General features: G+C 56.1%; 20 protein-coding genes. All 20 read left to right on the top strand.

What is annotated here, in order from left to right; translation table 11 throughout:
- The first annotated feature begins 125 nt into the window (after positions 1 to 125).
- The 20 genes from ilvI to secM all read left to right on the top strand — a co-directional run bounded on the left by ilvI (position 126) and on the right by secM (position 22,643).
- On the top strand, positions 126 to 1,847 hold the full coding sequence (gene ilvI / locus OK412_RS14705; protein WP_010671820.1) for an acetolactate synthase 3 large subunit: 1,722 nt from the start codon (positions 126 to 128) through the stop codon (positions 1,845 to 1,847).
- Positions 1,848 to 1,849: 2 nt separating this feature from the next.
- Complete coding sequence (gene ilvN / locus OK412_RS14700; RefSeq protein WP_010253849.1) at positions 1,850 to 2,341, top strand: acetolactate synthase small subunit; 492 nt, start codon at positions 1,850 to 1,852, stop codon at positions 2,339 to 2,341.
- Positions 2,342 to 2,537: 196 nt separating this feature from the next.
- Positions 2,538 to 3,548, top strand: coding sequence for a catabolite repressor/activator (gene cra / locus OK412_RS14695; protein WP_010253851.1), 1,011 nt, complete (start codon positions 2,538 to 2,540; stop codon positions 3,546 to 3,548).
- 494 nt (positions 3,549 to 4,042) lie between these two features.
- Positions 4,043 to 4,501, top strand: a complete 459-nt coding sequence (gene mraZ / locus OK412_RS14690) for a division/cell wall cluster transcriptional repressor MraZ (RefSeq protein WP_264353285.1) — start codon at positions 4,043 to 4,045, stop codon at positions 4,499 to 4,501.
- A gap of 2 nt (positions 4,502 to 4,503) precedes the next feature.
- A complete protein-coding gene (rsmH, locus tag OK412_RS14685; protein ID WP_010253859.1) occupies positions 4,504 to 5,445 on the top strand; it encodes a 16S rRNA (cytosine(1402)-N(4))-methyltransferase RsmH in 942 nt (313 codons plus the stop codon).
- Entirely contained in the window at positions 5,442 to 5,762 is a 321-nt protein-coding gene (gene ftsL / locus OK412_RS14680) for a cell division protein FtsL (protein WP_003854764.1), read from the top strand. The genes rsmH and ftsL overlap by 4 nt, the downstream gene beginning before the upstream one ends.
- 16 nt (positions 5,763 to 5,778) lie before the next feature.
- Positions 5,779 to 7,545 (top strand): peptidoglycan glycosyltransferase FtsI, encoded by a 1,767-nt coding sequence (locus tag OK412_RS14675; RefSeq protein ID WP_010671821.1) that lies wholly within the window; start codon positions 5,779 to 5,781, stop codon positions 7,543 to 7,545.
- On the top strand, positions 7,532 to 9,019 hold the full coding sequence (gene murE / locus OK412_RS14670; RefSeq protein WP_264353284.1) for a UDP-N-acetylmuramoyl-L-alanyl-D-glutamate--2,6-diaminopimelate ligase: 1,488 nt from the start codon (positions 7,532 to 7,534) through the stop codon (positions 9,017 to 9,019). The genes OK412_RS14675 and murE overlap by 14 nt, the downstream gene beginning before the upstream one ends.
- On the top strand, positions 9,016 to 10,374 hold the full coding sequence (gene murF, locus OK412_RS14665; RefSeq protein WP_033787382.1) for a UDP-N-acetylmuramoyl-tripeptide--D-alanyl-D-alanine ligase: 1,359 nt from the start codon (positions 9,016 to 9,018) through the stop codon (positions 10,372 to 10,374). Before murE ends, murF begins: the two co-directional genes overlap by 4 nt.
- Positions 10,368 to 11,450 carry a phospho-N-acetylmuramoyl-pentapeptide-transferase gene (mraY, locus tag OK412_RS14660; RefSeq protein ID WP_003854755.1) on the top strand — a complete coding sequence of 361 codons (1,083 nt, stop codon included), beginning with the start codon at positions 10,368 to 10,370 and terminating at the stop codon, positions 11,448 to 11,450. Before murF ends, mraY begins: the two co-directional genes overlap by 7 nt.
- A 2-nt stretch (positions 11,451 to 11,452) precedes the next feature.
- Positions 11,453 to 12,769 carry a UDP-N-acetylmuramoyl-L-alanine--D-glutamate ligase gene (murD, locus tag OK412_RS14655; RefSeq protein WP_010253876.1) on the top strand — a complete coding sequence of 439 codons (1,317 nt, stop codon included), beginning with the start codon at positions 11,453 to 11,455 and terminating at the stop codon, positions 12,767 to 12,769.
- Entirely contained in the window at positions 12,769 to 13,983 is a 1,215-nt protein-coding gene (gene ftsW, locus OK412_RS14650; RefSeq protein WP_010253879.1) for a cell division protein FtsW, read from the top strand. Before murD ends, ftsW begins: the two co-directional genes overlap by 1 nt.
- The gene (murG, locus tag OK412_RS14645; protein WP_163799010.1) at positions 13,980 to 15,038 is read left to right on the top strand and encodes an undecaprenyldiphospho-muramoylpentapeptide beta-N-acetylglucosaminyltransferase; all 1,059 of its coding nucleotides are present in this window, start codon (positions 13,980 to 13,982) and stop codon (positions 15,036 to 15,038) included. The genes ftsW and murG overlap by 4 nt, the downstream gene beginning before the upstream one ends.
- A 70-nt stretch (positions 15,039 to 15,108) precedes the next feature.
- Complete coding sequence (gene murC / locus OK412_RS14640) at positions 15,109 to 16,587, top strand: UDP-N-acetylmuramate--L-alanine ligase (RefSeq protein WP_010253883.1); 1,479 nt, start codon at positions 15,109 to 15,111, stop codon at positions 16,585 to 16,587.
- Positions 16,577 to 17,497 carry a D-alanine--D-alanine ligase gene (locus OK412_RS14635; protein WP_010253885.1) on the top strand — a complete coding sequence of 307 codons (921 nt, stop codon included), beginning with the start codon at positions 16,577 to 16,579 and terminating at the stop codon, positions 17,495 to 17,497. The genes murC and OK412_RS14635 overlap by 11 nt, the downstream gene beginning before the upstream one ends.
- A gap of 1 nt (position 17,498) precedes the next feature.
- The gene (gene ftsQ / locus OK412_RS14630) at positions 17,499 to 18,338 is read left to right on the top strand and encodes a cell division protein FtsQ (RefSeq protein WP_010253887.1); all 840 of its coding nucleotides are present in this window, start codon (positions 17,499 to 17,501) and stop codon (positions 18,336 to 18,338) included.
- Positions 18,335 to 19,591 (top strand): cell division protein FtsA, encoded by a 1,257-nt coding sequence (ftsA, locus tag OK412_RS14625; RefSeq protein ID WP_010253890.1) that lies wholly within the window; start codon positions 18,335 to 18,337, stop codon positions 19,589 to 19,591. Before ftsQ ends, ftsA begins: the two co-directional genes overlap by 4 nt.
- A gap of 71 nt (positions 19,592 to 19,662) precedes the next feature.
- Complete coding sequence (gene ftsZ, locus OK412_RS14620; RefSeq protein ID WP_010253892.1) at positions 19,663 to 20,817, top strand: cell division protein FtsZ; 1,155 nt, start codon at positions 19,663 to 19,665, stop codon at positions 20,815 to 20,817.
- Between the two features lie 101 nt (positions 20,818 to 20,918).
- Positions 20,919 to 21,836: a UDP-3-O-acyl-N-acetylglucosamine deacetylase gene (gene lpxC / locus OK412_RS14615; protein WP_010253894.1), complete on the top strand. Its 918-nt coding sequence runs from the start codon at positions 20,919 to 20,921 to the stop codon at positions 21,834 to 21,836.
- Between the two features lie 300 nt (positions 21,837 to 22,136).
- The gene (gene secM / locus OK412_RS14610; protein ID WP_242461324.1) at positions 22,137 to 22,643 is read left to right on the top strand and encodes a secA translation cis-regulator SecM; all 507 of its coding nucleotides are present in this window, start codon (positions 22,137 to 22,139) and stop codon (positions 22,641 to 22,643) included.
- Positions 22,644 to 22,649 lie beyond the last annotated feature (6 nt).

Genomic DNA, 22,649 nt, shown 5'->3' with positions numbered 1-22,649 from the left:
CGGCAGTTGTTTCCGCTGTCATGCATAAACATAAGATTTTGATTGGCAAAGCAGGCACCGGGGCTTTGTGGTACGCGCTAACGGGCGTATTAACAGAGCCGGGTCCGCAAGCCTGGAGGCAGAAGATGGAGATGTTGTCAGGAGCCGAAATGGTCGTCCGTTCGTTAATCGATCAGGGCGTTAAGCAGGTATTCGGTTATCCGGGTGGCGCAGTGTTGGATATCTATGATGCGCTGCAAACCGTCGGGGGTATCGATCACATTCTGGTGCGTCATGAGCAGGGTGCGGTGCACATGGCTGACGGCCTGGCGCGCGCCACCGGTGAAGTCGGCGTGGTGCTCGTCACCTCCGGACCCGGCGCAACCAATGCGATTACCGGTATCGCCACCGCCTATATGGACTCGATTCCGCTGGTGATCCTCTCGGGTCAGGTTCCCTCGTCGCTGATTGGCTATGACGCCTTTCAGGAGTGCGACATGGTCGGCATCTCTCGTCCGGTAGTGAAGCACAGCTTCCTGGTGAAAAGTACCGAAGAGATCCCAACCGTGTTGAAAAAGGCGTTCTGGCTGGCTTCCACCGGACGTCCGGGGCCGGTGGTGATCGATCTGCCGAAAGATATTCTGAATCCGGCCAATAAGTTGCCTTATCACTGGCCGGATACGGTGAGCATGCGCTCCTACAATCCGACCATTCAGGGCCATAAAGGTCAGATTAAGCGTGCGCTGACCACGTTGCTGGCCGCGAAGAAGCCGGTGATCTACGCTGGTGGTGGTGCCATTACCGCAGGCTGCGAAGCCGAACTGTTAAAGCTGGCCGAAAGCCTGAACATTCCGGTGACGACCTCGCTGATGGGCCTGGGCGCGTTCCCTGGCACTCATCGTCAGTGCGTTGGCATGCTCGGTATGCACGGCACGTACGAAGCCAACATGACCATGCACAACACCGACCTGATTTTTGGTATCGGTGTGCGCTTTGATGACCGCACCACCAACAACCTGGCGAAGTATTGTCCCAACGCCACGGTGATGCATATCGATATCGACCCGACCTCTATCTCTAAGACGGTGGCGGCGGATATCCCGATTGTCGGTGATGCGAAGCAGGTGCTGCAACAGATGCTGGAGTTACTGGCGCAAAGCGAAAGCCAGCGCGCTGAAAGCCTGCACGACTGGTGGCAGGAGATTGAGGGCTGGCGCAGTCGTCACTGCCTGGAATTTGATCGCACCAGCGACAAAATCAAGCCGCAGGCGGTGATTGAAACCATCAGCCGTCTGACCAAAGGCGATGCGTATGTGACCTCGGATGTGGGCCAGCACCAGATGTTTGCTGCGCTCTATTATCCTTTCGATAAACCGCGTCGCTGGATCAACTCCGGCGGTCTGGGCACCATGGGCTTTGGCCTGCCTGCTGCGCTGGGCGTGAAGATGGCGCTGCCGGATGAAACAGTCATCTGCGTTACCGGCGATGGCAGTATCCAGATGAACATTCAGGAGCTTTCCACCGCGCTGCAGTACGATCTGCCGGTGCTGGTGCTGAACCTGAACAACCGGGTGCTGGGCATGGTGAAGCAGTGGCAGGATATGATCTACTCCGGTCGTCACTCCCAGTCTTATATGGAGTCACTACCTGACTTCGTGCGTCTGGCGGAAGCCTACGGCCACGTCGGGATCGCGATTGAACATCCGGCTGAGCTGGAAGAGAAACTGGCGCTGGCGCTGGAAACCCTGGCGAAGGGACGTCTGGTATTCGTAGATGTCACCGTGGACGGTAGCGAGCATGTTTACCCGATGCAGATTCGCGGTGGCAGCATGGATGAGATGTGGTTGAGCAAAACGGAGAGGACATAATTATGCGTCGTATTTTATCAGTTCTGCTGGAGAACGAATCCGGCGCATTATCCCGTGTCGTCGGCCTGTTCTCGCAGCGCGGCTATAACATTGAGAGCCTGACCGTGGCACCAACGGATGATCCTACGCTGTCGCGGATGACCATTCAGACGGTGGGCGATCAGAAGGTGCTGGAGCAGATTGAAAAGCAGCTGCACAAGCTGGTGGATGTGCTCCGCGTCACCGAGCTGGGGCAGGGCGCCTATGTTGAGCGCGAAATCATGCTGGTGAAGATTCAGGCGAGCGGCTACGGACGTGAAGAGGTGAAGCGTAACGCCGAGATCTTCCGTGGTCAGATCATCGACGTAACGCCGACGCTGTACACGGTTCAGCTGGCAGGCACCAGTGACAAACTGGACGCCTTCCTGAATACCGTCCGCGATGTCGCCGAAATTGTTGAAGTGGCACGCTCCGGTATCGTCGGCGTTTCACGCGGCGATCGTATCATGCGTTAATCACGCAGCGTCATCATCAATCCTCACCTAACCCGGCGAAATGCCGGGTTTTTTTATTTTTTATGCGCCAGGCGAGTTACATTCAGAAAAGCGGTTGCTCCGCGCACTTTTCTGCTGTTAGATGATAGCCATGAGTTATCCATAGCTTAACTGCGGCTATTTCTGCCGTAAAAGCGGATTTGATGGTGGGGTTATCGTGAAACTGGATGAAATTGCGCGTTTGGCAGGCGTGTCGCGCACCACGGCCAGTTATGTGATCAATGGCAAAGCGCGGCAGTATCGTGTCAGCGACAAAACCGTTGAGAAAGTCATGGCGGTGGTACGTGAGCATAATTATCACCCTAATGCGGTGGCTGCCGGGCTGCGCGCCGGGCGTACGCGCTCTATTGGGTTAGTGATCCCCGATCTGGAAAATACCAGTTATACCCGTATTGCGAACTATCTTGAGCGGCAGGCCCGTCAGCGCGGCTATCAGCTGCTGATCGCCTGTTCTGAAGATCAGCCCGATAACGAGATGCGCTGCATTGAGCATCTGTTACAGCGCCAGGTCGATGCGATCATCGTCTCTACCTCGTTACCGCCAGAGCATCCCTTTTATCAGCGCTGGATCAACGATCCCCTGCCGATTATTGCGTTAGATCGCGCCCTGGATCGTGAACATTTCACCAGCGTAGTCGGTGCCGATCAGGACGATGCCCATATGCTGGCGGCTGAACTGCGTCAGCTTGAGGTCAAAAATGTGCTGTTCCTCGGTGCGTTACCCGAGCTGTCGGTAAGTTTCCTGCGCGAGCTGGGGTTCCGCGATGCATGGAAAGACGATCCCCGGCCGATTGACTATATCTACTGCAATAGCTTCGAACGCACAGCCGCCGCAGCACTGTTTGAACAATACCTTGAAGATCACCCGATGCCGGAGGCGCTTTTTACCACCTCATTTGGTCTGCTGCAGGGTGTGATGGATGTGACGCTGAAACGAGACGGACGGCTTCCGACCGAGCTGGCCATCGCCACCTTTGGCGACCACGAATTACTGGACTTTCTTGAGTGTCCGGTGCTGGCGGTGGGTCAGCGTCATCGCGACGTGGCAGAGCGCGTGCTGGAATTAGTTTTAGCCTCGCTGGATGAACCCAGAAAACCAAAACCCGGGTTAACCCGCATTCGCCGTAATTTATACCGCCGCGGACAATTAAGCCGAAAAGTTAAATGAGTCACGGGCAGTATTACGCTGCCCGCCCATTTTATTTAACGATTTAACTGATTAAATAAACAGGTCGACGTAAAAAAGCGTAAATTCTGCTCATCAAATCTAACAAAGCAGAAAGAGTTATTTTTATTATCTGCTTACAACTTCAACAAACTTACTTTCCCGTCTGGCCTGAAGCCGCTGGGCTTCCTTTCGGAAATCCCCTAAAATGCCGCCGCTGTCTCAGAAACCACGATTAATATTTAGCCCTTTACATTGTTTCATTTTTAGTCGTTTTTTCCCGGGTCGTTTTTTTTATTCAGGTATTCATCGGCTTAATTTTTACTTTCCCCTTTTATTCGTTTATATCGTCGCCAGAGATTAATTCTTCACTCTGTAAAGAGTGATATTCACCTGCCGCTCCGGCTTGACAAGGATTTCATGGGATCCTTAAACTCGTTTCGTGGTAAAAAGTGGGATAAAGTGGCGTAAATGGGTGATGAGGAGAAGAGACTGGCATGTTCCGCGGAGCAACGTTAGTCAATCTCGACAGCAAAGGGCGGCTCGCCGTACCCACGCGATATCGCGATTTGCTGATTGGGGAGTCTCAGGGGCAGATGGTCTGTACCATCGACCTCCACCAGCCATGCCTGTTGCTTTATACCCTGCCCGAATGGGAAATCATTGAAAAAAAGCTGGCACGCCTTTCCAGTATGAATCCACCTGAGCGCCGCGTGCAGCGTTTGCTGCTGGGGCATGCCAGTGAATGTCAGATGGATAATGCAGGCCGCCTGCTGCTGGCGAATACGCTTCGGCAGCACGCAAAATTAACCAAAGAAGTGATGCTGGTTGGACAGTTCAATAAGTTTGAGCTGTGGGATGAACAGACCTGGTATCAACAAGTCAGGGACGATATTGACGCAGAACAGTCGGCTCAGGAGCCTTTATCTGAGCGGTTGCAGGACTTGTCGCTATAGCTATGCAGGAAAATTTCAAACATACCACCGTGCTGTTGGATGAGGCGGTTAACGGCCTCAATATCAGGGAAGACGGTATTTACATCGACGGCACTTTTGGTCGTGGTGGCCATTCACGCCTGATTCTTTCGCAGCTGGGAGAGAAGGGAAAGCTGATCGCCATCGATCGTGATCCGCAAGCTATCGCCGCTGCCGCAGAGATCACCGACCCGCGTTTTTCAATTATTCATGGCCCTTTTTCCGCGCTGGCAGAGTATGTCTCTGAACGGGATCTGGTCGGAAAGATTGACGGCATTTTGCTGGACCTGGGGGTTTCATCACCGCAGCTGGATGACGCCGAACGTGGCTTCTCCTTTATGCGTGACGGACCGCTGGATATGCGAATGGACCCGTCGCGCGGGCACTCCGCCGCAGAATGGTTGCTGCACGCAGAAGAGGCGGATATCGCGTTTGTCCTGAAGACCTACGGTGAAGAGCGATTCGCCAAACGCATCGCCCGGGCCATTGTCGAGCGTAATCGTGAACAGCCGATGACCCGGACCCGGGAACTGGCTGAGGTGATCTCAATTGCCATGCCGGTAAAAGATAAGTTTAAGCATCCGGCCACGCGCAGCTTCCAGGCGATTCGTATCTGGATTAACAGCGAACTGGAAGAGATCGATATTGCCCTGAAAGGCGCTGTTGAAGTGCTGGCTCCGCAGGGTCGTCTCTCTGTTATCAGCTTCCATTCACTGGAAGATCGGCTGGTGAAGCGCTTTATGCGCGATCAGAGTCGCGGGCCGCAGGTGCCGCCTGGGATTCCCATGACTGAACATCAGCTGCGTGCCTTGGGTGGGCGTGAACTGAAGTTGCTCGGCAAAATGTCGCCGGGTGACGCTGAAGTCTCTGAAAACCCACGTGCGCGCAGCTCGGTATTACGTATCGCGGAGAAAACCGACGCATGATCGGTAATGAGCGTCACAGTCTGCCTGCCGTCATTGGCGGGGATCTGCTGCGAAAAGGCAAGATTCCGGTGCTGTTGCTGATCGCTGTGGTGGTTTCTGCCGTGCTGGTGGTGACTACCACCCATAAAACACGACTATTAACCGCGCAGCGCGAACAGCTGGTGCTGGAGCGTGACGCACTCGATATCGAGTGGCGCAACCTGATCCTGGAAGAGAATGCACTGGGCGATCACAGCCGTGTTGAACGCATCGCCACCGAGAAGCTGCAACTGCAGCACGTTGATCCTTCACAAGAAAATATCGTGGTGCAGAAATAAGGACCTCAGATAGCGAATGAGCGGCACAGGCAGAACGCTGAAATTGAAGAAACCGGAAGATAAAGCCAGCTTTGTAAGCTGGCGTTTTGCGTTGCTGTGCGGCTGTATTTTACTGGCGCTGGGTGGATTGCTGTCACGTGTGGCCTGGCTGCAGGTGATCAATCCTGGCAAGCTGGTAAAAGAGGGCGATCTGCGCTCGCTGCGTGTTCAGGCGGTGCCCACCTCACGCGGCATGATCAGCGATCGCGCCGGACGCCCGCTGGCAGTCAGCGTGCCGGTCAACGCTATCTGGGCCGATCCCAAAGAGCTGCACGCCGGTGGCGGCGTGACGCTGGACAGCCGCTGGAAGGCGCTTTCCGATGCGCTCTCTATTCCCCTTGATCAGCTGGCCGCCCGCGTGAATGCCAATCCCAAAGGCCGCTTTGTCTATCTGGCGCGCCAGGTCAATCCGGCTATCGGTGACTACGTTAAAAAACTCAAACTTCCCGGTATTCATCTGCGCGAAGAGTCGCGCCGTTACTATCCTGCCGGGCAGGTCACCTCCCATCTCATTGGCTTTACCAACATCGACGGGCAGGGCATTGAAGGCATCGAGAAGAGCTTTGATAAGTGGCTGACCGGTGCACCCGGCGAGCGGACGGTGCGCAAAGATCGGTACGGTCGGGTCATCGAGGATATCTCTTCGGTGGACAGCCGGGCCGCTCATAACCTGACGCTGAGCATTGATGAGCGGTTACAGGCGCTGGTTTACCGTGAACTGAATAACGCCGTTGCCTTTAACAAAGCGGAATCGGGTACGGCGGTGCTGGTGGATGTCAATACCGGTGAAGTGCTGGCGATGGCCAACAGCCCGGCTTACAACCCGAACAATCTCGGCAACACGCCAAAAGATCTGATGCGTAACCGCGCCATCACCGACATTTTCGAACCTGGCTCTACCGTGAAGCCGATGGTGGTGATGACGGCGTTGCAGCGTGGTGTGGTGAGAGAGAACAGCGTCCTGAATACCGTGCCGTACCGCGTCAATGGTCATGAGATCAAAGATGTGGCGCGCTACAACGAATTGACCCTGACAGGGGTTTTACAGAAGTCGAGTAACGTCGGTGTTTCACGTCTGGCGTTAGCGATGCCTTCCTCAGCGCTGGTAGAAACTTACGCGCGCTTTGGACTGGGCAAACCGACCAATTTGGGGCTGGTCGGGGAAAGCAGTGGCTTATACCCTAAAAAACAACGGTGGTCTGACATAGAGAGGGCCACCTTCTCTTTCGGCTACGGGCTAATGGTAACGCCGTTACAGTTAGCGCGAGTCTACGCAACGATTGGCAGCTATGGCATTAATCGCCCGCTGTCGATCACCAAAGTGGATCCGCCCGTCGCGGGACAACGCGTTTTCGATGAGTCACTGGTGAAAACCGTGATGCACATGATGGAAAGCGTGGCGCTGCCCGGTGGTGGTGGCGTCAAAGCGGCAATCAAGGGTTATCGCATTGCGATAAAAACCGGTACGGCGAAAAAGGTCGGGCCGGACGGACGCTACGTCAATAAATACATTGCCTACACCGCAGGCGTCGCGCCTGCCAGTCATCCCCGATTCGCGCTGGTGGTGGTGATCAACGATCCCCAGGCCGGCAAGTATTACGGCGGTGCGGTCTCTGCACCGGTATTTGGAGCCATCATGGGTGGCGTACTGCGTACCATGAACATCGAGCCGGACGCGTTACCGACCAATGACAAGAATGAGCTGGTGACTAACAGAAGTGAGGAATCAAGTGACAGATCGTAACCTGCGCGATTTACTCGGCCCCTGGGTGCCAGGCGCGCCGGCGCGCCCACTGCGTGACATGACACTGGATAGCCGCATTGCGGCTTCTGGCGATCTGTTTGTCGCTGTTGCAGGCCATCAGGTTGATGGACGCCGTTTCATTCCGCAGGCAATTGCGCAGGGCGTTGCCGCTGTGGTGGCGGAAGCTGAGGGTGAAGCGGTCGACGGCGAAATCCGTGAAATGCACGGCGTACCGGTTATCTATCTGGCGCAGCTGCATCAGCGCCTTTCGGCCCTGGCAGGCCGTTTTTATCAGCAGCCGGGCGCAAAACAGAAGCTGATTGGCGTCACCGGCACCAACGGTAAAACCACCACCACCCAGCTGCTGGCGCAGTGGGCGACGCTACTGGGTGAGACCAGCGCGGTGATGGGCACCGTCGGTAATGGGCTGGTAGGTCACTTAGCGGCGGCAGAAAATACCACGGGTTCAGCGGTTGATGTTCAGCATCTGCTGCACGATCTGGCTGAAAAAGGGGCGACCCTGACCGCAATGGAAATCTCGTCACACGGATTGGTTCAGCATCGTGTCGCTGCGCTGCCGTTTGCCGCGGCGGTCTTCACCAATCTCAGTCGCGATCACCTCGATTACCACGGTGATATGCAGAGCTATGAGTCAGCTAAATGGCTGCTCTTTTCTGAGCATCAGGTTGGGCAGGCGATTCTTAACGCGGATGACGAAGTCGGTCGTCGCTGGCTGGCGCGCTTACCTGATGCCGTTGCGGTCACCATGGAGGATAACCTCCAGCCGGGCTGCCACGGGCGCTGGCTTAAAGCCGATGCGGTGGATTACCACGATAACGGCGCACATATTCGTTTCAGCTCCAGCTGGGGCAACGGCGAAATCGACAGTCCGCTGATGGGTGCCTTCAACGTCAGCAATCTGATGCTGGCGCTGGCGACGCTGCTGTCACTGGATTATCCGCTGGCGACGCTAATCAGCGTTGCACCGCAGTTGCAGCCGGTCAACGGGCGTATGGAAGTGTTCAGCGCCGCAGGAAAACCGACGGTTGTCGTGGATTATGCCCACACCCCGGATGCGCTGGAAAAAGCGCTGGAAGCGGCACGTCTGCACTGCAAAGGAAAACTCTGGTGCCTGTTTGGCTGCGGCGGTGACCGTGACAAAGGCAAACGCCCGTTAATGGGCGCGATTGCTGAGCAATATGCGGATGTGGTGGTGATTACGGATGACAATCCGCGCAGCGAAGATCCGCAGGCGATTGTAAAAGATATTCTGACCGGTTTGCTGGACCCAGGCCGCGCCCGCGTGGTCTCTGGTCGTGCGCAGGCGGTCACTAACACCATTATGCAGGCGCAGCCCGACGATATCGTACTGGTGGCTGGCAAAGGCCATGAAGATTATCAGATCATTGGCAATCGCCGTCTCGACTACTCCGATCGTGCCACCGTTGCGGCACTGCTGGGAGGCGTTGCATGATTCCGGTTTCATTAAAAACCCTGGCAGAGATCACCGGCGGCACGCTGCATGGCAGCGATTTAACGCTGAGTGACGTGACCACCGATACCCGCAAAGTCACGGCGGGCAGCCTGTTTGTTGCGCTGGTGGGCGAACGCTTTGATGCGCACGACTTCGCCGGCGATGCCATTGCGAATGGCGCACAGGCGCTGCTGGTAAGTAAGCATTTACCTGTCGCTGTGCCACAGGTGGTGGTTGAAGATACCCGTCTCGCCTTTGGCAGGCTGGGCGCATGGGTTCGTCAGCAGTCGAACGCCCGTGTAGTGGCGCTGACCGGCTCCTCCGGCAAAACCTCGGTTAAAGAGATGACGGCGGCGATTCTGCGTGAGTGTGGCGAAACGCTCTACACCGCAGGCAATCTCAACAACGATTATGGCGTACCGATGACGCTGTTGCGACTGACCGCAGAACATCAGTATGCGGTCATCGAACTCGGTGCGAATCATCAGGGCGAAATCGCCTACACCACCGGACTGGTTCAACCGGAAAGCGCGCTGGTGAATAACCTGGCCGCGGCGCATCTGGAAGGCTTTGGTTCGCTGGCCGGTGTCGCTAAAGCCAAGGGCGAGATCTTCCAGGGCTTACCGGCTCACGGCATTGCGATTCTGAACGCAGAGAGCAATGACTGGCCCAACTGGCAGAGCACGCTGCAGGATAAAACCGTGTGGCGTTTCTCACCGCAGGCGGCAGAGTGTGAATTCTCCGCCCGTGATATCCGCATTGCTCAGGATGGTACTCATTTTGTGATGATAACGCCGCGTGGCGAAGCTGAGATCGTGCTGCCATTGCCGGGTCGGCATAACATCGCCAACGCCCTGGCGGCGGCGGCACTGGCTCTGTCAGTGGATGCACCGCTTAGCGCCGTTCAGCAGGGGCTGAAAAACCTGCAGTCGGTGCCAGGTCGCTTGTTCCCGGTTCGCCTCTCTGCGCATCAGCTGCTGCTGGATGACAGCTACAACGCTAACGTCGGTTCGATGACAGCAGCTGTTCAGGTCCTGTCAGAGATGCCGGGTTACCGGGTGCTGGTCACAGGTGATATGGCGGAACTGGGTGAAGAGACCGAAAGTTGTCATCGCGAAGTGGGGCAAGCGGCACGTGATGCAGGCATTGATCGCGTGCTGAGCACCGGAAAATTCAGCCATTTCATCAGTGAAAGCAGTGAAGTTGGCGAACATTTCAGCGATAAGACTGCGCTGACTGAACGTTTGCGTCAATTGTTGTCCGAACACTCAGAAATTACCGTCCTGATAAAAGGTTCACGTAGTGCCGCCATGGAGCAGGTAGTACAGAGCTTAAAGGAGAAAGGAACATGTTAGTTTGGCTGGCCGAGCATCTGGTCGCTTTTTATTCGGGATTTAACGTCTTTTCCTATCTGACGTTTCGCGCCATTGTCAGCCTGCTGACCGCGTTATTCATCTCTCTCTGGATGGGGCCGCGCCTGATCGCCTGGCTGCAGAAATTACAGATTGGCCAGGTCGTCCGTAACGATGGCCCGGAATCGCATTTCAGTAAGCGCGGCACGCCGACCATGGGCGGCATCATGATTCTGACCTCCATCACCATTTCGGTGCTGATGTGGGCATATCCGTCGAATCCTTATGTCTGGTGCGTGCTGTTCGTGTTAATCGGCTTTGGCATCATCGGCTTTGTCGATGACTACCGCAAAGTGGTACGCAAAGACACCAAAGGCCTGATCGCCCGCTGGAAATATTTCTGGATGTCGGTGATTTCGCTGGGCGTCGCGTTCGGGCTCTATGCGGCGGGTAAAGATACCCCCGCGACCCAACTGGTCGTGCCCTTTTTCAAAGACATCATGCCGCAGCTAGGTCTGTTTTATGTGCTGCTGGCTTACTTTGTGATTGTCGGAACGGGTAATGCGGTCAATCTGACCGATGGCCTGGATGGGCTGGCGATTATGCCAACCGTCTTTGTCGCCGCGGGCTTTGCGCTGGTTGCCTGGGCCACCGGTAACGTGAAGTTTGCTGAATATCTGCATATTCCCTATCTGCGTCACGCCGGTGAGCTGGTGATTGTCTGTACCGCCATTGTCGGGGCAGGGCTGGGCTTCCTGTGGTTCAACACCTATCCGGCTCAGGTCTTTATGGGCGACGTGGGTTCGCTGGCACTGGGCGGCGCGCTGGGCACCATTGCGGTGTTGCTGCGTCAGGAATTTTTACTGGTGATCATGGGTGGCGTGTTTGTGGTTGAAACGCTGTCGGTGATCCTGCAGGTGGGATCGTTTAAGTTGCGCGGCCAGCGTATTTTCCGCATGGCGCCGATCCATCACCACTATGAACTTAAGGGCTGGCCGGAACCGCGCGTCATTGTGCGCTTCTGGATTATTTCGCTAATGCTGGTGCTGATTGGCCTGGCCACGCTGAAGGTGCGTTAATCATGGCTGACTATCGGGGTAGAAAAGTCGTCATCATCGGGCTGGGCCTCACCGGGCTCTCCTGTGTTGATTTCTTTTTAGCGCAGGGCGTAACGCCTCGCGTGATGGACACCCGTGTCTCGCCGCCGGGGCTGGATAAATTGCCCGGGCAGGTTGAACGCCATCTGGGCGGCATCAACGGCGACTGGCTGCTGGCGGCCGATCTGATTGTTGCCAGCCCTGGCGTCGCGCTGGCGCATCCGATTCTCAGCGAAGCCGTCGAAGCCGGCATTGAAATTGTCGGTGACATTGAGCTCTTTTGCCGCGAGGCGCAGGCGCCGATCGTGGCGATCACCGGCTCCAACGGTAAAAGCACGGTGACTACGCTGGTGGGTGAAATGGCGAAAGCCGCAGGCTGGCAGGTGGGCGTCGGCGGCAATATTGGTCTTCCCGCGCTGAGTCTGCTGCAGTCACCGGCGCAACTCTATGTACTGGAACTCTCCAGTTTCCAACTGGAGACCACGCACAGTCTGAAAGCCGCGGCGGCAACCATACTTAACGTCAGCGAAGATCATATGGATCGCTATCCGCTGGGTATGCAGCAGTATCGCGCTGCTAAGCTGCGGGTCTATGAAAATGCACAGGTCTGCATCGTTAACGCCGATGATGCCCTGACGATGCCGGTACGCGGCGCGGACACCCGCTGCGTCAGCTTTGGTGTCGATTTCGGGGACTACCACCTTAACAAGCAGCAGGGCAGTATCTGGCTGCGGGTGAAAGGCGAGAAAGTTCTGAACACGGCTGAAATGAAGATGGTGGGACAGCACAACTACACCAATGCGCTGGCTGCGCTGGCGCTGGCCGATGCGGTGGGTCTGCCACGCGCCTCCAGTCTGGCCGCCTTAACGCACTTTAACGGTCTGGCGCATCGCTTCCAGCTGGTTCATGAGCATCAGGGCGTGCGCTGGATCAATGACTCCAAAGCCACCAACGTCGGCAGCACCGAAGCAGCGCTGAATGGCCTGCAGGTGAAGGGAACGCTGTGGCTGCTGATGGGCGGTGATGGCAAGTCGGCCGATTTTACGCCGCTGATCCCCTGGCTGCAGGGCGACAATGTGCGCCTTTACTGCTTTGGTCGCGATGGCGATGCGCTGGCGGCGCTGCGTCCGGAGATCGCCGTGCGCACTGAGACCATGCGCCAGGCGATGGAGCAGATTGCGCCGCAGGTTAAAGCAGGCGATATGGTTCTCCTGTCGCCAGCCTGTGCCAGCCTTGACCAGTTCCGAAACTTTGAGCAGCGCGGTGAGCAGTTCGCGCAACTGGCGAAGGAGCTGAGCTGATGCGTATTCCTGGCGCCGGACTGGCGGGATATTTCTCAGGACGCCTGAAAGACTGGGTCATGGGCGCACGCGAAAGTGATGACTCTTCGCTGGTGCTCTATGACCGCACACTGCTATGGCTGACGCTGGGCCTGGCGGTGATTGGTTTCGTGATGGTGACGTCGGCTTCAATGCCGGTGGGTCAGCGTCTGAATGACGATCTCTTTTATTTTGCCAAGCGCGATGCCTTCTACATCGTGCTGGCTGTATGTATGGCGCTGGTCACGCTGCGGGTGCCGATGGATTTCTGGCAGCGCTACAGCAACGTGATGCTGATGGTCACGGTCGCGATGCTGCTGATTGTTCTGGTAGTCGGTAGCTCGGTTAACGGTGCATCGCGCTGGATCGCGCTGGGTCCGCTGCGTATTCAGCCTGCAGAGCTGTCGAAGCTCTCTCTGTTCTGCTATCTCGCCAGTTATCTGGTGCGCAAAGTGGAAGAGGTGCGTAACAACTTCTGGGGTTTCTGTAAGCCGATGGGCGTGATGGTGGTGCTGGCCGTGTTACTGCTGGCGCAGCCGGATCTCGGTACGGTGGTTGTGCTGTTTGTGACGACTCTGGCGATGCTGTTCCTGGCGGGGGCCAAACTGTGGCAGTTTCTGGCAATCATCGGTTCCGGCATCTTTGCGGTGATCCTGCTGATCATTGCAGAACCCTACCGTATGCGCCGTGTGACCTCGTTCTGGAACCCGTGGGAAGATCCCTTTGGTAGTGGCTACCAGCTGACCCAGTCACTGATGGCATTTGGTCGCGGGGAATTCTGGGGCCAGGGGCTCGGTAACTCCGTGCAAAAGCTGGAATATCTGCCCGAAGCGCATACCGACTTTATTTTCGCCATCATCGGGGAAGAACTCGGCTACGTCGGTGTGGTAATGGCACTTTTAATGGTATTCTTCGTCGCTTTTCGTGCGATGTCGATTGGCCGTCGTGCTCTGGAACTGGATCAGCGTTTTTCCGGCTTTTTAGCCTGTTCAATCGGAGTCTGGTTTAGCTTCCAGGCGCTGGTTAACGTCGGTGCAGCAGCCGGTATGTTACCGACCAAAGGTCTGACCTTACCGCTGATCAGTTACGGTGGGTCAAGTCTGATCATTATGTCGACTGCCATCGTCTTTTTATTACGCATAGATTATGAAACGCGCCTGGCGAAAGCGCAGGCGTTTACCCGAGGTGGTCGATGAGCGGTAAGCGATTGATGGTGATGGCAGGCGGAACCGGCGGACATGTCTTTCCCGGTCTGGCTGTCGCCCATCATCTGATGGAACAGGGCTGGCAGGTCCGCTGGTTAGGCACTGCCGACCGTATGGAAGCCGATCTGGTGCCAAAGCACGGCATCGACATCGACTTCATCCGCATCAGCGGATTACGCGGTAAAGGCATGAAGGCGTTGCTGCTGGCACCGCTGCGCATCTTTAATGCATGGCGTCAGGCCCGTCGCATCATGAAAGCCTGGCAGCCGGATGTCGTGCTGGGCATGGGTGGCTACGTTTCCGGTCCTGGCGGCTTAGCGGCCTGGAGCTGCGGTATTCCGGTGGTGCTGCATGAGCAGAACGGTATTGCCGGGCTGACCAACAAATGGCTGGCGAAAATCGCTACGAAAGTATTGCAGGCGTTTCCGGGCGCGTTTCCGGCCGCCGATGTGGTGGGAAATCCGGTTCGCACTGATGTACTGGCACTGCCTTTACCCGCGCAACGTCTGGCAGATCGTCATGGCCCGATACGGGTGCTGGTGATCGGTGGCAGTCAGGGTGCGCGGATACTGAACCAGACGCTGCCGCAGGTTGCCGCGCTGGTGGGTGATGAGATCACCCTGTGGCATCAGACCGGTAAAGGGTCGTTGCCCGAAACAGAGAAAGCTTATCAGCAGGTCGGGCAGACGCAGCACAAGGTGAGCGAGTTTATTGATGACATGGCTGCCGCCTACGCCTGGGCTGATGTGGTGGTGTGCCGCTCCGGCGCGTTAACCGTGAGCGAAGTCGCTGCCGCTGGCTTACCGGCGATTTTCGTGCCATTTCAGCACAAAGATCGCCAGCAGTACTGGAACGCGCTGCCGCTGGAGAAAGCGGGCGCCGCCAGAATTTTTGAGCAGCCGCAATTTACTGCGGAGGCTGTAGCGGATCAGCTACGCCACTGGGATCGCGCAACACTGCTGACGATGGCTGAGCAGGCCCGTCAGGTGGCGATCCCCGATGCGACTGAACGGGTCGCTCAGGAAGTGGCTCGCGCCGCAAAGTAATCATTCCGGTCAGCGCGTCTGGCCTGTACCCGGACTGGGTACAAACTGAAATAGCAGGTAACTGAGAGCGATGAATACACAACAATTGGCAAAACTGCGTTCTATCGTGCCCGAGATGCGTCGCGTCCGGCACATCCACTTTGTCGGCATCGGCGGTGCTGGCATGGGCGGTATTGCCGAAGTGTTAGCAAATGAAGGCTACCATATCAGCGGTTCAGATCTGGCCCCTAACCCGGTGACGCAGAACCTGATTGCGCTGGGTGCCACCATTTATTTTAACCATCGCCCCGAAAACGTGACCGATGCCAGCGTGGTGGTGGTTTCCAGCGCCGTTTCGCAGGATAACCCCGAACTGGTGGCGGCACGTGAACAGCGTATCCCGGTGATCCGTCGCGCGGAGATGCTGGCTGAGCTGATGCGTTTTCGTCACGGCATCGCCGTTGCGGGTACCCATGGCAAAACGACCACCACGGCGATGGTGTCGAGTATTTATGCGGAAGCGGGTCTCGATCCGACTTTTGTTAACGGCGGACTGGTCAAAGCAGCAGGCACCCATGCCCGTCTGGGTCACAGCCGGTATCTGATTGCTGAAGCGGATGAGAGCGATGCGTCGTTCCTGCATCTGCAACCGATGGTGGCGATTGTGACCAACATCGAAGCTGACCATATGGACACCTATCAGGGCGATTTTGAGAACCTGAAGCAGACGTTTATTAACTTCCTGCACAACCTGCCGTTTTACGGCCGTGCGGTGATGTGTGTGGATGATGCGGTTATTCGTGACCTGATCCCACGCGTGGGACGCCATATCACCACGTACGGTTTCAGTGATGATGCTGACCTGCGCATTGAAAATTATGAACAGAGTGGCGCGCAGGGGCATTTCACCTTGATCCGTCAGGATAAAGCACCGCTGCAGATTACGCTGAACGCGCCGGGTCGCCACAACGCCCTGAATGCGGCAGCCGCCGTCGCCGTCGCCAGTGAAGAGGGCATTGAAGACAATGCTATCCTGGCTGCGCTGGAGAGTTTCCAGGGCACGGGCCGTCGCTTTGATCTGCTGGGTGAATTCCCGACAGAGCCGGTCAACGGACAGCCGGGCACCGCGATGCTGGTTGATGATTACGGTCATCATCCCACCGAAGTGGACGCGACAATTAAAGCCGCGCGCGCAGGCTGGCCGGATAAAAAACTGGTGATGGTGTTTCAGCCGCACCGTTACAGCCGAACCCGCGATCTGTTTGATGATTTCGCCAACGTACTGTCGCATGTGGATGTGTTGCTGATGCTGGATGTTTACTCTGCCGGTGAAACCGCTATTCCGGGTGCTGACAGCCGGTCGCTGTGCCGTGCGATTCGTAATCGCGGCAAGGTGGATCCGATTCTGGTGCCGGAACATGACGCGCTGCCAGAGATGCTGGCACCGCTGCTGTCAGGCAATGACCTGATTCTGGTGCAGGGAGCCGGTAACGTCGGCAAGGTTGCCCGCAAGCTGGCTGACACTAAGCTCCAGCCGGAACGCAAAGCGGAGGATCGTCATGGCGGATAAAGTTGCAGTATTAATGGGTGGCACCTCGGCAGAGCGCGAGGTTTCGCTGAACTCAGGTCAGGCCGTCCTCGCCGGATTACGGGAAATGGGCATTGATGCGCATGGCATCGATACCCGTGATGTCTCTGTGCTGACGCTGAAAGAGCAGGGCTTTACCAAAGCCTTTATCGCACTGCATGGCCGGGGCGGAGAAGATGGCACGCTGCAGGCGGTGCTGGAGTTCCTGCAACTGCCGTACACCGGCAGCGGCGTGATGGCATCGGCCGTGACCATGGATAAGCTGCGCACCAAGCTGCTGTGGCAGGGACGTGGTTTACCGTCAGGAAAGTTTGTCTGGCTGACGCGTCAGCAGTTTGATGCCGGTCTGGACGCAGAAAACAACGCGGCAATTGCGGCGCTTGGCCTGCCACTATTTGTGAAGCCAGCCTGTGAAGGCTCCAGCGTGGGCATCAGTCGGGTTAACGATCTGAGCGCGCTGCCGGCGGCTCTGGACATGGCGTTTAAGCACGACAATGACGTGCTGGTCGAAGCGTTTCTTAGCGGCGCGGAGTACACCGTCGCGATTGTGGGCGATCGTATTCTGCCCTCGATTGAAATAAAGAGCGCCAGCGAGTTCTATGACTATGAAGCTAAATACATTTCTGACGATACTCAGTACGTCTGTCCGGCCGATTTAAGCGCTGAACGTGAAGCGGAATTACAGCAGCTGGTACTGGCGGCCTGGCGTGCGCTGGGATGTCGCGGCTGGGGACGGGTTGATGTAATGACCGATGGGGAAGGGCGCTTTCAGTTACTGGAAGCCAATACCTCACCGGGCATGACCAGCCACAGTCTGGTACCAATGGCAGCGAAACAGGCGGGCATGAGCTTCCCGCAGCTGGTTGCCCATATTCTGGAGCTGGCCGACTGATATGTCACAGGCGGCGATGAGAGTTCGAAACCGTGAACCGCAGGAGCGTATTCGCACTGGACGCAGTAACGGTGCCCGACTGTTCGGCATTATTTTTCTGCTGATCGTCATCGGGATTATGGTTGCCGGCGGGCTGGTGGTACTGAAGTGGATGAACGATGCGTCCCGGCTGCCATTGTCAAAACTGGTGGTGACAGGACAGACGCACTACACCACACACGATGATATTCGTCAGGCGATTTTGTCGCTGGGTCCGCCTGGTACGTTTATGTCTCAGGACGTGGACATCCTGCAGCAGCAGATTGAGCGGCTGCCCTGGATTAAGCAGGTCAGCGTACGTAAGCAGTGGCCGGACGAACTGAAGATCCACCTTGTGGAGTACACACCGGTGGCGCGCTGGAACGATTTGCACATGGTGGATGCTGAGGGTGTCTCCTTCAGCGTACCCGCCAGTCATGTCGGCAAAGAGACAATGCCGATGTTGTACGGGCCGGAAGGGAGTGAGAAAGAGGTCCTGGCGGGCTATCACAGCATGGATGATGTGCTGAAAGCCCGGAAGTTTACTCTGAAGGTGGCGTCGATGACGGCGCGGCGTTCATGGCAGCTGGTCACCAGCGACGATGTTCGTATCGAACTGGGCCGCAGCGACACCATGAAACGACTGAATCGCTTTATTGAGCTCTACCCGGTGCTGCAACAGCAAGGTCAGAACGAGAGCAAACGTATCAGCTACGTGGATTTACGATACGACTCTGGCGCTTCTGTTGGCTGGACACCGATCGTGATGGAGCCACAGGACAGTAATCAGCAACAGAACCAGGCACAGGCTAAACAACAATGATCAAGGCAACGGACAGAAAACTGGTAGTTGGACTCGAAATCGGCACTGCGAAGGTTGCCGCCCTGGTTGGGGAAGTTCTGCCCGATGGTATGGTCAACATTATTGGGGTGGGCAGCTGCCCTTCCCGCGGTATGGATAAAGGTGGCGTAAACGACCTTGAGTCGGTGGTGAAATGCGTTCAGCGCGCCATCGATCAGGCTGAGCTGATGGCAGATTGCCAGATCTCCTCCGTCTACCTTGCTTTATCGGGCAAACATATTAGTTGTCAGAACGAAATCGGGATGGTTCCGATTTCCGAAGAGGAAGTGACTCAGGATGATGTAGAGAACGTCGTACATACCGCCAAATCGGTGAGAGTACGTGACGAGCATCGCATCCTGCACGTCATTCCTCAGGAATACGCCATCGACTATCAGGAAGGGATTAAAAATCCGGTCGGGCTTTCCGGCGTGCGTATGCAGGCGAAAGTGCATCTGATCACCTGCCACAACGATATGGCGAAGAACATCGTTAAAGCCGTTGAACGTTGCGGGCTGAAAGTGGATCAGCTGATTTTTGCCGGTCTCGCCTCCAGTTTTGCCGTTCTGACTGAAGACGAACGTGAGCTGGGCGTGTGTGTTGTCGATATTGGTGGCGGTACAATGGACATAGCCGTATATACCGGCGGCGCTTTACGGCACACTAAGGTTATTCCGTATGCAGGCAACGTCGTTACCAGCGACATCGCCTATGCGTTTGGCACACCACCAACGGATGCTGAGGCGATTAAAGTGCGCCATGGTTGCGCGCTGGGCTCGATTGTCGGCAAAGACGAGAACGTTGAGGTGCCGAGTGTGGGCGGACGTCCACCACGTAGCCTGCAACGTCAGACGCTGGCTGAAGTGATTGAGCCGCGTTACACCGAACTTTTGAATCTGGTCAATGACGAGATTCTGCAGTTACAGGAACAACTGCGTCAGCAGGGCGTGAAGCATCACTTAGCCGCAGGCATTGTCCTGACCGGTGGTGCAGCGCAAATCGAAGGACTGGCGGCCTGTGCGCAACGCGTATTCCATACGCAGGTGCGTATCGGACAGCCGCTGAATATTACCGGCCTGACTGACTATGCGCAGGAATCGTACTACTCCACTGCCGTGGGACTGTTGCATTACGGCAAAGAGTCGCACATGAACGGTGATGCAGAGACCGAAAAACGGGTCTCAGTAGGTAACTGGTTCAAGCGTATTAACAGTTGGTTAAAAAAAGAGTTTTAATTTTTGTGAAAGGGGATCATGCTGTTTTCTTTAGTGATCTCCAGGCGACAGGCACATAACGGAGAGAAATCATGTTTGAACCTATGGAATTAACCAACGACGCGGTGATTAAAGTCATCGGCGTCGGTGGCGGCGGCGGTAACGCCGTAGAGCACATGGTACGCGAGCGTATCGAAGGTGTGGAATTCTTTGCTGTGAATACCGACGCGCAAGCGCTGCGTAAAACAGCTGTCGGCCAGACCATTCAGATCGGTAATAACATTACCAAAGGTCTGGGTGCGGGTGCGAACCCGGAAGTGGGCCGTAACTCTGCAGAAGAAGATCGCGAAGCACTGCGTTCTGCGCTGGAAGGGGCAGACATGGTCTTCATCGCAGCAGGTATGGGCGGCGGTACCGGTACCGGTGCAGCGCCTGTCGTGGCTGAAGTGGCTAAGGAGCTGGGTATCCTGACGGTGGCGGTTGTCACCAAGCCGTTCAACTTCGAAGGCAAAAAGCGCATGGCGTTTGCCGAGCAGGGGATCGCCGAACTCTCTAAGCATGTCGATTCACTGATCACCATTCCAAACGACAAGCTGCTGAAAGTGCTGGGCCGTGGTATCTCTCTGCTGGATGCGTTTGGTGCAGCTAATGACGTGCTGAAAGGCGCCGTTCAGGGTATCGCTGAGCTGATCACCCGTCCTGGCCTGATGAACGTCGACTTTGCTGACGTGCGTACCGTCATGTCCGAAATGGGCTATGCGATGATGGGTTCAGGCGTCGCGTGCGGTGAAGATCGTGCGGAAGAAGCGGCTGAAATGGCGATCTCCAGCCCACTGCTGGAAGATATCGACCTTTCTGGTGCGCGTGGCGTGCTGGTCAACATTACGGCGGGCTTCGACCTGCGTCTGGATGAGTTCGAGACCGTGGGTAACACTATCCGCGCCTTCGCCTCTGACAACGCGACCGTCGTGATCGGTACTTCACTGGATCCGGAAATGAATGACGAACTGCGCGTCACCGTGGTGGCAACCGGTATCGGCATGGACAAGCGTCCTGAAATCACCCTGGTAACCAACAAGCCAGCCAGTCAGCCAGTGATGGATCATCGCTATCAGCAGCACGGTATGTCACCGCTGCCGCAGGAGCAGAAACCTGCTGCCAAAGTCGTTAACGACCAGGCTGCGCAGTCGAACAAAGAGCCCGATTATCTTGATATTCCGGCCTTTTTACGTAAGCAGGCCGATTAGGATTAACCCTATAATTGGGATTCTCCGCTCTTTGTGCTAAAGTCTCTGTCCGCTGGTAAAGTATACTGGCGGTCGGACAGGTGATATTGCGAGATAATACGATGATCAAACAAAGGACATTAAAACGTATTGTTCAGGCGACTGGTGTCGGTTTACATACCGGCAAAAAAGTCACCCTGACATTACGCCCTGCGTCGGCTAATACCGGGGTCATCTATCGTCGCACCGACTTGAATCCACCGGTAGATTTTCCGGCTGATGCAAAATACGTGCGCGACACCATGCTGAGTACCTGCCTGGTGAATGATGAAGGCGTGCGTATTTCAACGGTTGAACACCTCAATGCCGCCCTGGCGGGTCTGGGTATCGACAACATTATTGTTGAAGTCGATGCGCCAGAAATCCCGATCATGGATGGCAGCGCAGCACCGTTTATCTATCTGCTGATGGATGCGGGCATCGAGCAGCTCAACAGCGCGAAGAAATTTGTGCGTGTTAAGCAGACCGTGCGTGTGGAAGAGGGTGACAAATGGGCCGAGATCAAACCGTTTAACGGCTTCTCGCTTGATTTCACCATCGACTTCAAACACCCGGCTATCGATTCCAGCTCACAGCGTTATGCGATGAACTTCTCTGCTGACGCCTTTGTTCGTCAAATCAGCCGGGCGCGTACATTTGGCTTTATGCGTGAAATCGAATATCTGCAGTCTAAAGGCCTGTGCCTGGGCGGTAGCTTAGATTGTGCGATAGGTCTGGATGATTTCCGCGTACTGAATGAAGAAGGCCTGCGTTTTGAGGACGAGTTTGTGCGTCACAAAATGCTGGACGCGATTGGCGACTTGTTTATGTGTGGTCACAACATCATTGGCGCATTCACTGCGTTCAAATCGGGCCACGCGCTGAACAACAAGCTGCTGCAAGCGGTTCTGGCTAAGCAGGAAGCCTGGGAATGGGCAACCTTCGAAGACGAAGCTGAACTGCCGCTGGCATTCAAAGCACCGAATCTGGTTCTGGCTTAATTACCCCGGAACGTGAAACGGCTGGTTATGCTGACACCCTCTCCGGTCAGCGGCGCCAGCCGTTTTTTATTGCCTCTTATCACACGCCTGATGACTGCGACCTCGCTCGCAAAGCGTTGTCTGTTCTGCTGATTTGCTGAACAATCACACGTGTTTTCTCTCGCCATCACTTTAATCCCAGGTGTGGATGCCCCACATTAATGATACTATCTGTGGCGCTTTTACAGGCCGAAATCCGTTGCGGCTCGCGGCGGGTACCAGAATACAAGAGCGCAACAGAGCATGCGCGATGGAAAGGTTGTGATTGGGATTCTTCTGCGCTGGCGACAATTAGGTAGACGCTACTTCTGGCCTCATCTCCTGTTAGGGATGGTAGCGGCCAGCTTTGGCCTGCCAGCCTGTGCGCAAAGCTCCGAACTCAACGCGTCGTCTGAATCTCCGGCCAGCAGTCTCTTTCTTGGCAGTGCCACACGCTTTGATCACCTGATCCGGCTGCAGGAAGCGTCCCGACGCCCGAGCTTCAGCGTGGATTACTGGCATCAGCACGCCATCCGCACCGTTATTCGTCATCTCTCTTTCACGCTGGCGCCCCAGGCGCAGGCGGAGCAACAGACATTACCGCTGGCGGCACAAAAGCTGGCGCTGATCGACTCACTGCATAGTTTACTGACATCACATTCTGCGCTGCACACTGCACCGCAGCAGATCTCTACGCCGCCTCTTTTCACGGCCGTTACCCGTTCATGGGTAGAGTGGCATGCCAGCGTGCATGGCATTCGCGCCGGACCCGCCCGATTGTTCTGCTAATATTTT

Source organism: Pantoea sp. JV6, assembly GCF_025910055.1.
Classification (GTDB): domain Bacteria; phylum Pseudomonadota; class Gammaproteobacteria; order Enterobacterales; family Enterobacteriaceae; genus Pantoea; species Pantoea agglomerans.
The sequence above is the reverse complement of the archived record's forward strand: the minus strand, read 5'-3'. Positions and strand labels throughout refer to the sequence as shown.

Coding starts and splice junctions, on each gene's coding strand:
- OK412_RS14675 (WP_010671821.1), top strand. CDS start 5,779: ATGAGCGGCACAGGCAGAACGCTGAAATTGAAGAAACCGGAAGATAAA.
- ftsZ (WP_010253892.1), top strand. CDS start 19,663: ATGTTTGAACCTATGGAATTAACCAACGACGCGGTGATTAAAGTCATC.
- ftsW (WP_010253879.1), top strand. CDS start 12,769: ATGCGTATTCCTGGCGCCGGACTGGCGGGATATTTCTCAGGACGCCTG.
- mraZ (WP_264353285.1), top strand. CDS start 4,043: ATGTTCCGCGGAGCAACGTTAGTCAATCTCGACAGCAAAGGGCGGCTC.
- ftsA (WP_010253890.1), top strand. CDS start 18,335: ATGATCAAGGCAACGGACAGAAAACTGGTAGTTGGACTCGAAATCGGC.
- rsmH (WP_010253859.1), top strand. CDS start 4,504: ATGCAGGAAAATTTCAAACATACCACCGTGCTGTTGGATGAGGCGGTT.
- ilvN (WP_010253849.1), top strand. CDS start 1,850: ATGCGTCGTATTTTATCAGTTCTGCTGGAGAACGAATCCGGCGCATTA.
- ftsL (WP_003854764.1), top strand. CDS start 5,442: ATGATCGGTAATGAGCGTCACAGTCTGCCTGCCGTCATTGGCGGGGAT.
- murF (WP_033787382.1), top strand. CDS start 9,016: ATGATTCCGGTTTCATTAAAAACCCTGGCAGAGATCACCGGCGGCACG.
- murD (WP_010253876.1), top strand. CDS start 11,453: ATGGCTGACTATCGGGGTAGAAAAGTCGTCATCATCGGGCTGGGCCTC.
- ilvI (WP_010671820.1), top strand. CDS start 126: ATGGAGATGTTGTCAGGAGCCGAAATGGTCGTCCGTTCGTTAATCGAT.
- mraY (WP_003854755.1), top strand. CDS start 10,368: ATGTTAGTTTGGCTGGCCGAGCATCTGGTCGCTTTTTATTCGGGATTT.
- murG (WP_163799010.1), top strand. CDS start 13,980: ATGAGCGGTAAGCGATTGATGGTGATGGCAGGCGGAACCGGCGGACAT.
- ftsQ (WP_010253887.1), top strand. CDS start 17,499: ATGTCACAGGCGGCGATGAGAGTTCGAAACCGTGAACCGCAGGAGCGT.
- murC (WP_010253883.1), top strand. CDS start 15,109: ATGAATACACAACAATTGGCAAAACTGCGTTCTATCGTGCCCGAGATG.
- OK412_RS14635 (WP_010253885.1), top strand. CDS start 16,577: ATGGCGGATAAAGTTGCAGTATTAATGGGTGGCACCTCGGCAGAGCGC.
- lpxC (WP_010253894.1), top strand. CDS start 20,919: ATGATCAAACAAAGGACATTAAAACGTATTGTTCAGGCGACTGGTGTC.